The following is a 13832-nucleotide window of genomic DNA, read 5'->3' as shown; positions in this document are numbered from 1 at the left end:
GTGCAATATACCATTAATAAAGCATTGAAAAAAGTTACAAACCTTCTGGTATTGCCGCTATTAATGTTTTGGTATAATTGGTTTTTGGATTGCTGTAAATTTCATCAGCATCTGCAATTTCTTCTATTTTACCTTTATTCATCACCACCAGTTGGTCGGCCATGTATTTTACCACAGATAAATCATGAGATATAAAAATATAAGTAAAGTTAAATTCAGCTTTTAATTGATTTAATAAATTTAAAACTTGTGCTTGTACCGATACATCTAACGCCGAAACGGACTCGTCACAAATAATTAATTTTGGTTGCAAAGCAATGGTACGAGCAATACCAATTCGTTGTCGCTGTCCGCCAGAAAATTCATGCGGATATCTATGAAAATGTTCTTTGTCTAACCCAACTTTTTCTAATAAATTATACACATATTCTTTTCGATCTTTAGTAGAATTTAAAATATTATGGACTTTCATCGGTTCAAGAATGGCGTTACCAATAGTAATTCGTGGGTTTAAAGACGAAAACGGATCTTGAAATATAATTTGAATCTCTTTCCGTAGTTTTTTAAATGCTGATTTTGAAAGTTTTGTAATATCTATTCCGTTATAAATTATTTGTCCTGATGTTGCCTTTTCTAACCGTAAAATAGTTCTGCTTAAGGTCGTTTTTCCACAGCCGCTCTCTCCTACTAGTCCTAAAGTTTCTCCTTCATAAATTTTAAAAGACACTTCATTTACTGCTTTTACAATGGTAGGTTTAGCAAACCAAGAAGCATTAGATATAAAATTTTTGTGTAAGTTTTTTATTTCTAATAATGGTGGTTGATTATATATTTTTTGATGAAATTTGGTACGTTCTTCATCAGAATATATAGTTTTATTTACCGTATTATTAATAAAATCGTTTACGGTTGGTAATATTTTAAAACGTTTTTTAGTATTCGGTTTTGAGTTTATAAGCGCCTTAGTATAGTTTTCTGTCGGATTCATGAAAACCTCATCAGCTTTACCTTGCTCTATAATTTTACCTTTATGCATTACCACCACATTATCTGCAATTTCTGAAACCAAGGCTAAATCATGAGAGATAAAAATAATTCCCATTTTATATTCCTCTTGTAATTCTTTTAAAAGTAAAATTATTTCTTTTTGCACGGTAACATCCAACGCAGTTGTAGGTTCATCAGCAATTAAAAGTTTTGGCTTACAGGCAATTGCCATGGCTATAACAACCCGTTGTTTTTGTCCGCCACTTATTTGATGTGGATATGAGTTGTAAATGGCTTCAGGTCTTGGAAGTTTAACCTTTTCGAATAAGTTAATAACCTCTTTTTTTATTTCTTGATTTGATAAATTAGTGTGCTGCTGTAAAATTTCTGCAACTTGTATACCGCAAGTTAAGGTAGGATTTAAAGAACTCATCGGTTCTTGAAAAACCATGGCTATTTTACTACCTCTAATTTTTTGAAATTGATCATTATTGTATGTTAACAAATCTTGCTCTTCAAATAATATTTGCCCTTTTATAGTGGCAAATTTTGGTAGTAAACCTAAAATAGCTAAAGAAGTAATCGATTTTCCACTTCCACTTTCTCCAACAATCCCTACGGTTTCGTTTTGTAATAAATTAAAAGAAACATTTTTAATAACAGAAGGAGCATTTTTAAAACTTATTTCTAAATTTTTTACTTGAAGCATTTGTGTAATTTTTAATAAAAATACGATTTTTTTCTTCCAAAAATTAAAAAAGCAAAATTGTTAAACGTAATTTGTTGACAGATAGACTAAAAGATAAAACCAGTAAGCTACTGGGTTTATAAGGTTTTTTACAAGAGTGTTTTTCGATATTACCTGTAATTAAGGTAAATAATTATAAATATATTAATATTTTGCTATATTTGCGGTGTAAATGATAAAATATTAAGATTTTTTTAATTAAAAATCTTTTATTATCAACTAACCAACTTAAACCCTTCAAAAATGAAACACAAGTACTTAAAAGGTCTTGTATTAGCTAGTGTTGTCTTTGGATTAAATTTTCAGGCACAAGCTCAAGACAAGAGAGAAGTAGAACAAATTCGTAGTAAGTATAATTTGACGAAGCTTCAAAAAATGAAAGGAGACTTTCAAAAAAATTCAAAAACAGAAAAACAACAAGCCATTCAAATGGCAAAACAAAAAGGTTGGAAAACTAAGTTTACAACAAAAAAAGGTAGTTTAGTTGAACTACAAAGAGTTGTAAACGGAAAACCTATTTACTACACTACTTCTAACGTTGCTGCGGCAAAATCTACAAGAACAAATCACTTAAATTCAGGAGGATCATTAGGTTTAAACTTAATGGGTCAGGGAATGACTGCCCATGTTTGGGATGGTGGTTTGGCAAGAACAACGCACCAAGAATATGATGGTGCTGGTGGAAATAACCGTTTTTCTATTGGAGATGGTACAACTGCAAGGCATTATCATTCAGCGCATGTAACAGGTACCATTATGGCATCAGGTGTTGATGCGAATGCAAAAGGAATGGCACCTCACGGAAAAGCTGTAGGTTATGATTGGAATAATGATAAAGCGGAAGTAACAACAGCAGCTTCAAACGGAATGTTAATTTCTAACCATTCTTATGGATATGCGACTAGAAATGATCAAGGTCAGGTACAATTACCACAAAACTATTTTGGTGGATATATAGATGAATCGAGAGCATGGGATCAAATTCTATTTAACGCTCCAAACTTTTTAATGGTTGTTGCTGCAGGTAATGATGGTAGTGACAATAGCGCGAATACAAACCCAACAGGAGGGTATGGATTTGATAAATTAACAGGACATTCAGTTTCTAAAAACAACTTAGTTGTTGCTAATGCACAAGACGCAAATATTGATGCTAACGGAAATTTAATTTCTGTATCAATTGCACCAAGTAGTAGTGAAGGTCCAACGGATGATTTACGTATCAAACCAGATATTACTGGTAACGGTTCAGGAGTTTATTCTACTTATGATAATAGTGATACTGCTTATAATTCGATTACAGGTACTTCTATGGCTTCTCCAAATGTTGCTGGTTCTTTAATTTTATTACAACAACATCACAAAAATTTAAACAATGGTAGTTTTATGAAAGCCGCTACTTTAAAAGGATTAGCGCTTCACACTGCTGATGATGCTGGTGCAGTAGGACCAGACGCTGTTTTTGGATGGGGATTATTACATACCAAAAGAGCTGCTGAAGCAATTACCAATAAAGGAAATACTTCTAAAATTGAAGAATTAACATTAACGTCTGGTCAAAGCTATACGATTACTGTTGATTCTGATGGTGTTAATCCGTTATTAGCGTCTATTTCTTGGACAGATAGAGCAGGTACTGCAACATCAACAGTAAATTCAACTACGCCTGTTTTAGTAAACGATTTAGATATTAGAGTTTCTAAAAACGGAACAACATATTTACCATACGAACTAACAGGTGCAACTACCAATGCTAAAAGAGACAACAATGTTGATCCTTATGAAAGAGTAGATGTATCAGGAGCTTCAGGAACATATACAATAACAGTAACTCATAAAGGGTCTTTAACTGGTGGAAGCCAAAACTATTCTTTAATTGTAACAGGAGTTACAGGTACCCCAGTGGCGTGTAATGCAACAGTACCAACAGGTGTTTCTACAACAGGTATTTCTGCTACAGGAGCAACCGTAAATTGGGCAACAGTTACAGGAGCAATTTATGATGTAAGGTACAAAGCTACGTCAGCTTCTTCTTCTTGGTCTACAAGTGCTGTTTCAACAACAACAAAAGTATTAAGCGGTTTATCTGCTTCAACAACATACGAAGTTCAAGTACGTAGTAAATGTTCTTCAGGAAATTCAAGTTATAGTACTTCGGTAAACTTTACAACGCCAGCAATTACAATTTCTTATTGTACATCAAAAGGGGCAAGTGTAAATGATGAATATATTCAAAAAGTTGTTTTAGGAACAATCAATAATACATCTGCTGGAGGAAACGGATATTCTGATCACACATCAATATCAACGAACTTAACAAAAGGAGAATCAAATACAATTACGATTACCCCAAAATGGACAGGAACAACATATGATGAAGGATACGGTGTGTTTATTGATTATAACCAAGATGGAGACTTCTCTGATGCAGGTGAAACAGTTTATACGAAAGCTAAATCTAAAACTACTCCGATAGTTGGATCTTTTACAGTACCAGCATCAGCAACAACAGGAGCAACAAGAATGCGTGTAGTGTTAAAGTATAATGCAACACCAACAGCATGTGAAACTTCTTTTGAATATGGAGAAGTAGAAGATTATACGGTTGTAATTGGAAATTCTCAGGCAGATACTACTGCGCCAAGTGCACCAGCTAGTTTATCAGCGTCAAGTGTAGCTCAAACAAGTTTAACATTAAACTGGTCAGCATCTACAGATAATGTAGCAGTAACAGGTTATGATGTATACCAAGGATCAACTTTATTAGGTTCTACCACAGGAACATCTACAAATATTACAGGTTTATCAGCTGCTACAGCATACAATTTCTCTGTGAGAGCAAAAGATGCAGCAGATAATGTATCAGCATCAAGTAACGTTGTAAATGTAACAACTTTATCTAATCAAGTTTCTTATTGTGCGTCAAAAGGAAACAGGTCTACTTATGAGTGGATTGATAATGTAGAACTAGGCGGAATGACTAATGCAACTGCAGGAAATGGTGGTTACGGAGATTTTACCTCTAAAGTAGCAACCTTAGGTCAAGGAAGTTCAAACCCAATGGTAGTAAGTGCAGGTTTTTCTGGAACAGCCTATACAGAGCACTGGGCAGTTTGGATTGACTTTAACCAAGATGGAACATTTGCAGATAGCGAGAAAGTAGTTTCAGGATCTTCGTCAAGCGCAAATAATTTAACAGCAACAGTTGTTGTACCATCTAGCGCAACATTAGGGCAAACAAGAATGCGTGTTTCAATGAAATATAATGCAGCACAAACAGCTTGTGAAACGTTTGCAGATGGTGAAGTAGAAGATTATACGGTAAATATTACAGCAACAACGTCTAACTTTAATGTAGTTTTTGGAGATGTAGATGCCCAAACTTTAGGAAACGAGTCTTCAATTAACTTAATGGCATATCCTAATCCATCAGTAGATTTTATACAAGTTAAGTTAGCATCTAAAGCTAAAAACATGACGTATAAGATTGTAAATGCAATCGGAAGAGTTGTGCAAAAAGGGAAATTAAATTCTTCGAATATTGATGTTACAAACCTAACAACAGGAATGTATGTTTTAGAAGTTAATGACGGTCAAAAATCGTTAACAACTAAATTGATGAAGAAATAATAAGATTTTTATTTCAAGGAAAGCTTAAGAAATAAAAACCTTAGCTATCGCCTTGTGATTAAATAAATAAAACCCGAGCATTTGCTCGGGTTTTTTGTTTCTTTGCATAAAATATAGAATATGAATTACCTATCGGTTGAGGGCATTGCAAAAGCTTACGGAGAAAAAGTATTATTTGAAGACATTTCTTTCGGAATCAATAAAGATCAAAAAATAGCTTTTGTTGCTAAAAATGGTAGTGGTAAAACCTCTATTTTAAATATTATAGCAGGAGTTGATGAATCTGATTCAGGGCAAGTTGTTAGTCGAAAAGACATTGACATTGCTTATTTATCGCAAGCGGATAACTTAAACCCTGATTTAACGATAGAAGAAACTATTTTTTCTACGGATAACAAAGTTTTATCAGTAATAAAGCAATACGAAAAAGCAGTAGAAAATCCTGATAATGTAGATGCGTTTCAAGAAGCTTTCGAGCAAATGGAACAGTACAATGCATGGGATTTTGAAACACAATACAAGCAAATATTATCAAAATTAAAACTAGATAACTTAGCACTAAAAGTAGATAAACTTTCAGGTGGACAAAAAAAACGTTTAGCGCTTGCCATTGTATTGATAAAAAAGCCAGAGTTATTAATTTTAGATGAACCTACCAATCATTTAGATTTAGAAATGATTGAATGGTTAGAAGCCTTTTTTGCCAAAGAAAAAATAACCTTATTTATGGTTACACACGACCGTTATTTCTTAGAACGTGTGTGTAATGAGATTATCGAATTAGATGAAGGTAAATTATATAAATACAAAGGAAATTACTCATATTACTTACAAAATAAAGAAGAACGCTTAGCACTAGAGGCAACTAATTTAGGAAAAGCTAAAAGTTTATTTAAAAAAGAATTAGATTGGATGCGTCGCCAACCCAAGGCACGTACCACAAAATCTAAATCTCGTATTGAAGATTTTAATCAAATAAAAGATAAAGCACACCAACGACGTAACGAGCATGAAGTGCAGTTAGAAATTAACATGGAGCGTTTAGGAAGTAAAATTTTGGAGCTTCATAAAATGAAAAAATCATTTGATGATAAAGTAATTTTAGATGGCTTTGACTATGTTTTTAAACGCGGAGAACGTATTGGTATTATTGGTAAAAACGGTACGGGTAAATCTTCTTTCTTAAACATGTTAACTGGAGCTATCGAATTAGATGGCGGAAAAGTAACAGTTGGTGAAACAGTAAAGTTTGGGTATTACACCCAAAAAGGAATTGAAATAAAACCAGGACAAAAAGTCATTGAAGTAGTTAAAGAATTTGGTGAATATATTCCGTTATCTAAAGGACGAAAAATATCTGCAAGTCAATTACTAGAGCGTTTTTTGTTTGACAAGAAGAAACAATACGATTTTGTAGAAAAATTAAGTGGAGGAGAACAAAAGCGTTTGTACTTATGTGCAGTTTTAATTCAGAATCCAAATTTCTTAATTTTAGATGAACCTACTAACGATTTAGATGTTGTAACGCTAAATGTATTAGAGAATTTCTTATTAGATTATCCTGGTAACTTAATGGTGGTTTCTCACGACCGTTATTTTATGGATAAAATTGTAGATAATTTATTTGTGTTTAGAGGTGAAGGACAAATTGAAAATTTCCCTGGTAATTACTCTGATTTTAGAGCTTATGAAGATTCTAAAGTAAAAGAAGCTAGAGAGGTAAAAAAAGAGGTTGTAAAACCCGTTAAAGTAGCTAAAAAAGTAGCTTTAAGTTTTGATGAAAAACGCGAATGGGGTTTACTTGAAAAAGATATCGAAAGATTGCAGAAGAAGAAAGAAACGATTGAGGGAAAATTTAATAGAGCTGAATTTTCTCCTGAAGAAATTAATGATAAATCAATAGAGCTTCAGCAAATATCAGATGATTTAGAAACCAAAGAAGAACGCTGGTTAGAGCTTTCTATGAAAATAGAAGGAGAGTAGAATTGTTTTTTATAAGGTTGATTATAAAAACTAGATGTAATTCTAAACCTTAATAACAGCTGTTTCAGGGAGCATTGGTTTATTTTAACAGCACAATAAAAATTGTACATAACAATCTAGGTTTTTAGAATGTCAGTTCGAGTGATTTTTGTTAAAAAATCGTATCGAGAACTCGTTATGTAGCAAAAACCCTATTCTCGATATAAATTTTACTTATTTTAATCGTAAAATTCACTCGAATTGACAGCGTTTTATCAAAATATACAATAACTTAAACCTTAACAACAGCTGTTTCGGCTAGCATCGGTTTATTTAAAAAACGTAATACTAATTGTGCTACGGCAACGGTATCTCGTTCGCAATAATCAACAATACGCGGTAAGTTTTTTTCTTTATAATACACGTTGGCTACTTCGCTACCGTCAATATCTTGTTTGGGTGAAGGAATTCCTAAAATAGAAGTCAATAACTTTAAAGAAGTATAGTGTTTGTAATCGCCAAACTTCCATAACTCTAAGGTATCTAAATGCGGAACTTCCCATGGTTTTTTGCCAAATAAATCTAGTTTTTTAGGCAAGTCAATTCGGTTGATAATCATTCGGCGTGCGATGTACGGAAAATCGAATTCTTTGCCATTATGGGCGCATAATAAATGCTTGTTTTGATTAAAATGTTTGTCGAGTAATTTTTTAAAATCAGTTAAAATAACAGTTTCATCATCCGAAGAAAAAGAAGTAATTCTTAATTGATTTTCTCCATCATTTTCTACAAAGTACCCAACCGAAATACAGATTATTTTTCCGAATTCAGCCCAAATACCGGCGCGATGATAAAAATCTTCAACATTAATTTCATCCTTTCGTTGATATTGCGTTTTTAAAGCATACAATTCTTGTTTTTCTTCAGATAAATCAGCAAATAATTCCACCTCAGGAACCGTTTCAATATCTAAAAACAAGATATTCTGTAAGTTAATTTTACCTAGCATTTTTTATTTCTTTTTTTAAAGATACAAAACCTCTATAAATAAACGAGAAATGGTTGGGTATTAGTAGTAGTTAGATTTAAGTCAATGTTTATGAATGATTAAATGAATGTTAAGTTAAGCAGGAGCGAACAGGGTTTATAATATTATAGTTACTTTTGGGTAACATAATATAAAATGACCTATGAATACGAATGATGTTAAAATTTTACTAGTTGATGATGAGCCAGATATTTTAGAAATAGTAGGATATAACTTAAAATCAGAAGGGTATCAAGTTTTTACTGCAAACAACGGTGCTGAAGCTGTAAAACTAGCAAAAAAAGTAACGCCACATTTAATCTTATTAGATATTATGATGCCTCAGATGGATGGTATTGAAGCGTGTCAGAAAATAAGAGATATTAAAGCGTTAGAAAATGTAATTATTTCTTTTTTAACTGCTCGAGGAGAAGATTATTCACAAATGGCAGGTTTTGATGCTGGTGCCGACGACTATATTACAAAACCGGTAAAACCGAAAGTATTGGTAAGTAAAGTAAAATCTTTATTGAGACGTTTAAAAACAGAAGAAGAAACAGACGCGACAACCAGAGTGGGTGATATTGTTATTAACAGAGATGAATATGTGGTTTTTCAAGGCGATAAAAAAATAGCTTTACCAAGAAAAGAGTTCGAATTATTATCATTATTAACATCAAAGCCAGGCAAAGTATTTAAAAGAGAAGTAATTTTAGACAGTGTTTGGGGAAATGAAGTCGTGGTAGGAGGAAGAACAATTGATGTTCATATTCGTAAACTCCGAGAAAAAATTGGAGACGATTTCTTTAAAACGGTTAAAGGAGTTGGTTATAAGTTTGTTTTAGAGGACGATAAATAATAATTCAAAAAACGTTAACCTTTATTTTTAAAGTGATTGATGTGATTCTGAATTTATTTCAGAATCACATCAAGCTGCTAATCAATAATTATGTAAACTTGTGATAAATTCAGGTTGACTAATATGCTATTTTAAGCTATTTTTTTATAATGAAAAAAATTAAAAAAACATACCGATATGCCCTTTGGTCGGCATTGTATTCTACCTCAATATCTATAGTAATAGCTTTATTATCGTACTTTCTTTTAGTTAATCGATTAGGTATTGGCGCTGTAATTGTTTTCGGAATTGTAATGTTTATAGCCTCATTTCTTATTATTCAATACCGAGCGGAGTACTTTATATATCAAAGAGTAAAAAAATTATATGAAGACATTTCTATTTTAGATGCAAATGATTTAGAAAGAAAAAATGTAACTACTGATATTGAAGAATTAACAAATAGTGTACAAAAATACGTAGAAGAAAGAAGTAAAGAAATAGCTGTGTTAACACAAAGAGATTCTTTTAGAAGAGATTTTTTAGGAAACGTAGCTCACGAATTAAAAACGCCACTTTTTACCGTGCAAGGCTATATTTTAACCTTAATTGAAGGTGCGGCAGAAGATGAAGAAATCCGAACCAAATATTTAGCACGAGCAAATAAAGGAGTAGAGAGATTAACCTCAATTATTAAAGATTTAGACATGATTGCTAAATTAGAAACTGAGGGAATGAAGATGAATATTGAAACTTTTAATATGCTAGAACTTGTTCAAAATGTTTTTGACTTGTTTGAAATGAAAGCGAAGAAACGAAACATTACTTTAATGTTTGATCGTCTTTACGATTTTCCTTGCTTTGTAAAAGGCGATATTGAGCGTATAGAACAGGTTTTAATTAATTTAGTAGTTAACTCTATAAAATATGGTAAAGTAGGTGGAATAACCAGTGTAAGTATTGAAACCTATAACCCAAACAAGTTTATTATTAAAATAATTGATGACGGAGAGGGAATTAAGCAAGAGCATATTTCTCGTTTATTTGAACGTTTTTATCGAGTAGATCAAAGTCGTTCTCGCGAACAAGGTGGTTCTGGTTTAGGCTTGTCTATCGTAAAGCATATTATTGAAGCACATAACGAAACCATTTTACTAAAAAGTGATTTTGGAAAAGGATCTGAGTTTTCGTTTACTTTAGAAAAAGCAATGTAAAAACCGATAGCGTTTACAGTACTTTAAAACTAATTTTGGTTGTAAGTTGTTGATTTTAAGTGTTTTTTTTAACTTAAAACCGAATAAACAGTAGTTTTTGTCATTTACACAAAATTTTAAGCAATCCGTACAAATGTTATAATTCAACTTGTTTTTTATGTTGATATTTGTAGTATAATACACAAGATATTCATATTGATAATTGGGGGATTAATCAATAATTATAAAAAAAGCGTCACTTTTAAAGTAACGCTTTTTTTGATATATAAGTTATTTCTAATTTTAGATTAAATCGAAACCGATGTCTTTTCGGTAATTCATACCTTCAAAAGAAATTTTGTCAATGCTTTTATAAGACTTTTCAAGTGCTTCTTCAATAGTATCGCCAAAAGAAGTAACAGCCATAACTCTTCCTCCGTTAGAGACTACTTTTCCGTCTTTTTCGGTAGTTCCGGCATGAAAAACAATAGCGTTATTTACCGATTCGAAACCCGTAATTTCTTTCCCTTTTTGATAAGCTTCAGGATAACCACCCGCAACTAACATTACCGTTGTAGCTGTTTGAGAAGTAACTTCGTATGATTTTTCATGCAAAGTTTGGTTGGCAACACCTTCAAATAAATCAAGTAAATCAGATTTAATTCTTGGTAAAACAACCTCTGTTTCAGGATCTCCCATACGCACATTGTATTCTACTACTGATGGGTTTCCGTTGTCGTTCATCAATCCGATAAAAATAAATCCACGATAATCAATTCCGTCTTTTTGTAAACCATCAATAGTTGGTTTTACGACTAAATCTTCCACTTTCTGTAAAAAATCATCCGTAGCAAAAGGAACCGGAGAAATAGCGCCCATTCCGCCCGTATTTAAACCGACATCACCTTCACCAATACGTTTGTAATCTTTTGCAGAAGGTAATATTTTATAATTTTTCCCATCAGTTAAAACAAATACAGAAAGTTCAATTCCGTTTAAAAATTCTTCAATAACTACGGTAGATGAAGCGTCTCCAAATTTTTGATTCGAAAGCATTTCTTCTAATTCTGATTTAGCTTCGTTTAAATCATTTAAGATTAAAACACCTTTACCAGCTGCTAATCCATCAGCTTTTAAAACAAATGGCGGTTGTAAGGTTTCTAAAAAGTTTTTTCCTTCGGATAAAGTTTCAGAGGTAAATGATTGGTATTTTGCAGTAGGGATATTATGTTTTATCATAAACTGCTTCGAAAAATCTTTACTTCCTTCTAATAAAGCCCCGTCTTTTTTGGGACCAATTACAGGAATGTTTTTTAAGTCGTTATCTGCTAAGAAAAAATCGTGAATACCCGCTACCAAAGGCGCTTCAGGACCTACAACTACCATCGTAATGTTGTGTTGTAAAACAACCTCTTTTACTTTGTTAAAATCGGTAGGATTAATAGCAATATTTGTAGCTACTTTACTTGTACCAGCGTTACCAGGTGCTACAAAAAGATTTTTTGTTTTGTTACTTTCTGAAAGGCTTTTAGCAAATGCATGCTCTCTACCTCCAGATCCTAAAATTAAGATATTCATTGTTGTTGTATTGTTGTGTTGTAAATGCAAATATAAAGCAAGAAAAAAGGCTATGAGCAAAACAATTCTCAAAAATCGGATAAAAAACAAAAAAGGCCTCTTTTTTACTTAAAAGAAGCCTTTTTAAAATTTATTTTTTGGCAATTGCCTAGCGACTAAAATATTTGTTCTAATATTTTTTGAGTAATCGCATAGGTTGGTGTTACTCCGCTCATTCCTAATCCTCCAGAAGCAAGTGTTGCACCTGTTTCTAACGGGTTATCTGAAGCATAATATGCATATCTTACTTTAATATCTTCTCGTACATTTCCTCTAATTTTAGAAGCAGACTGAATTGCTTTTTGATAATGCGCGCCTTCCATTTCTAACCCAATAACATTCCAGGTAGAATCGTGGAAGAATTTAAGTAAGTCTTTATTTTGTAAAGAAGTTCCTAATACACTCACCATCGTTCCATCAAAAACTTGTACACCGAACCCTTCTAAATCTTCTTTTGCTAATTCGTTTTTAAACGGATAATTATCAGCAGTTCCTTCAAAAATATGTGAAGAAGGAATCATAATATCACCTTTACCACCTTCTAAAATACCAGCTTTCCCCATAATAGAAACCGAAAGAACATCTAAATGAGTAGATTTATTTCCTGTTTTATAAGGCTTCAACAGTTCATCCATTGTTTCAAATGCTTGTTCTCCGAAAGCATAATCCATTACAATAATAACTGGTTTTTCACTTACAGAATTTACTTTTTCATATGAAGTTGTATCTAAATCGATTTTTTCAGTATCAATAATTTGAACATTAATATTGGTTCCTGAAGTATCTTTTAAATAAATCAAGCCGTTTTCTGATGCGTAATTTTTAACAGCCTTTTGTAAAGGTTGACTATTGGCATTACTTAATACCTCAAAAAGCTCAAACCCTTTATGTTTTTTTGTTTCTTTTGGTAAGGCGTTTTGTGCGTAAATACTATTCATAACACTGTGCATATTGGCACTAATAATATGAATAGGACGTTCTAGTAAATTATTATCTACAAGATTTTTTTTAATGTTGTTTGCCCAAATTTCACCATAAAAATGATGCCCAATTTCTTCAATTAAAACAGCACTAAATTTTACAGAGCGTTTTTCTTCTAAAAGTGCTTCGTTTATAGCGAGTTTACCTAACCAATAAATAAGGTGGAAAAAACGATTCGGGTTTTCTTCAGTAGCAAACGTATTATAAGCATCGTATACCTCGTCGTATGTTCGCCCTAAGATATTACCAAGGTGTACAACAATTACATCTTTTTCTTCATCAGTAAGTGTTTTGTTATACAAAACAACCTCTTCTAAATGCACCCATTCTCTAATAAAACCATCGCCATTATCAATAACAACACGATCTTTAATTTTATGAGATTCTATAAATAAGAAAGTAAGATGCGTAAGAATATCGTAAATTTCAGAACGACCACGCGTAATTTCAATATTCATTTGATCCTTATCAATACGGTAACAATTTCTTCTTCTTTTTGGAGGAACAATTGTTTTGAATTTAGAGTTCCTATAACCTTCATCGGCTGTTAAATAGATAAACTGACATTCTTCAATTCCTTCAGGTAATCGCTCTATAATATACACTAAACCGTTTAATTCGGTTTTATCTTCAGCAATCGATCCGTAAATTTCAGGTCTTAATTGTAATAATGATTTACGTAATGTTTCTCCAGAAATTCCCATCGGTTTATAAAAACCACGACTAAATAAATGACGCATAGAAATGTATAATTTTTCTATGGCATTGGTTGATTCTTGGGCTCTGGTACGTTCTTTATGGTTGGGTTTTGACATATTTATTTTTAAAGGTCAAAGATACAAATTATGT

At 32.3% G+C, this 13832-nt stretch carries 8 protein-coding genes; 4 read left to right on the top strand and 4 right to left on the bottom strand.

Going from position 1 to position 13832, the window contains the following annotated elements:
• Nucleotides 1-34 precede the first annotated feature (34 nt).
• Nucleotides 35-1696, bottom strand: coding sequence for an ABC transporter ATP-binding protein (locus tag N2251_RS04790; protein WP_260585576.1), 1662 nt, complete (start codon nt 1694-1696; stop codon nt 35-37).
• A 282-nt stretch (nt 1697-1978) separates the two neighbouring features.
• On the opposite strand from N2251_RS04790, the gene N2251_RS04785 reads away from it, so the two are divergent.
• Nucleotides 1979-5365 (top strand): GEVED domain-containing protein, encoded by a 3387-nt coding sequence (locus N2251_RS04785; RefSeq protein ID WP_260585575.1) that lies wholly within the window; start codon nt 1979-1981, stop codon nt 5363-5365.
• Between the two features lie 120 nt (nt 5366-5485).
• Nucleotides 5486-7348: an ABC-F family ATP-binding cassette domain-containing protein gene (locus N2251_RS04780; protein WP_260585574.1), complete on the top strand. Its 1863-nt coding sequence runs from the start codon at nt 5486-5488 to the stop codon at nt 7346-7348.
• Nucleotides 7349-7619: 271 nt separating this feature from the next.
• Here the strand turns inward: N2251_RS04780 and N2251_RS04775 are convergent, their stop codons facing one another.
• A complete protein-coding gene (locus tag N2251_RS04775; protein WP_260585573.1) occupies nt 7620-8336 on the bottom strand; it encodes a 3'-5' exonuclease in 717 nt (238 codons plus the stop codon).
• A 181-nt stretch (nt 8337-8517) separates the two neighbouring features.
• Here N2251_RS04775 and N2251_RS04770 point away from each other — a divergent pair, with 181 nt between their 5' ends.
• Both N2251_RS04770 and N2251_RS04765 read left to right on the top strand, forming a co-directional pair.
• Nucleotides 8518-9213, top strand: a complete 696-nt coding sequence (locus N2251_RS04770) for a response regulator transcription factor (protein WP_260585572.1) — start codon at nt 8518-8520, stop codon at nt 9211-9213.
• Nucleotides 9214-9362: 149 nt separating this feature from the next.
• Complete coding sequence (locus N2251_RS04765) at nt 9363-10406, top strand: sensor histidine kinase (protein ID WP_260585571.1); 1044 nt, start codon at nt 9363-9365, stop codon at nt 10404-10406.
• A 282-nt stretch (nt 10407-10688) separates the two neighbouring features.
• Here the strand turns inward: N2251_RS04765 and purD are convergent, their stop codons facing one another.
• Nucleotides 10689-11963: a phosphoribosylamine--glycine ligase gene (gene purD / locus N2251_RS04760; protein WP_260585570.1), complete on the bottom strand. Its 1275-nt coding sequence runs from the start codon at nt 11961-11963 to the stop codon at nt 10689-10691.
• A 155-nt stretch (nt 11964-12118) separates the two neighbouring features.
• Entirely contained in the window at nt 12119-13798 is a 1680-nt protein-coding gene (locus N2251_RS04755; protein ID WP_260585569.1) for a DUF6909 family protein, read from the bottom strand.
• Between the last annotated feature and the right edge of the window lie 34 nt (nt 13799-13832).

Source organism: Tenacibaculum haliotis (genome assembly GCF_025215075.1).
GTDB classification, from domain to species: domain Bacteria; phylum Bacteroidota; class Bacteroidia; order Flavobacteriales; family Flavobacteriaceae; genus Polaribacter; species Polaribacter haliotis_B.
The sequence above is the reverse complement of the archived record's forward strand: the minus strand, read 5'-3'. Positions and strand labels throughout refer to the sequence as shown.

What these genes read in the sequence shown, in the direction of transcription:
- N2251_RS04780 (WP_260585574.1), top strand. Translation starts at nt 5,486, where the DNA reads ATGAATTACCTATCGGTTGAGGGCATTGCAAAAGCTTACGGAGAAAAA.
- N2251_RS04770 (WP_260585572.1), top strand. Translation starts at nt 8,518, where the DNA reads ATGAATACGAATGATGTTAAAATTTTACTAGTTGATGATGAGCCAGAT.
- N2251_RS04785 (WP_260585575.1), top strand. Translation starts at nt 1,979, where the DNA reads ATGAAACACAAGTACTTAAAAGGTCTTGTATTAGCTAGTGTTGTCTTT.
- N2251_RS04790 (WP_260585576.1), bottom strand. Translation starts at nt 1,696, where the DNA reads ATGCTTCAAGTAAAAAATTTAGAAATAAGTTTTAAAAATGCTCCTTCT.
- N2251_RS04775 (WP_260585573.1), bottom strand. Translation starts at nt 8,336, where the DNA reads ATGCTAGGTAAAATTAACTTACAGAATATCTTGTTTTTAGATATTGAA.
- purD (WP_260585570.1), bottom strand. Translation starts at nt 11,963, where the DNA reads ATGAATATCTTAATTTTAGGATCTGGAGGTAGAGAGCATGCATTTGCT.
- N2251_RS04755 (WP_260585569.1), bottom strand. Translation starts at nt 13,798, where the DNA reads ATGTCAAAACCCAACCATAAAGAACGTACCAGAGCCCAAGAATCAACC.
- N2251_RS04765 (WP_260585571.1), top strand. Translation starts at nt 9,363, where the DNA reads ATGAAAAAAATTAAAAAAACATACCGATATGCCCTTTGGTCGGCATTG.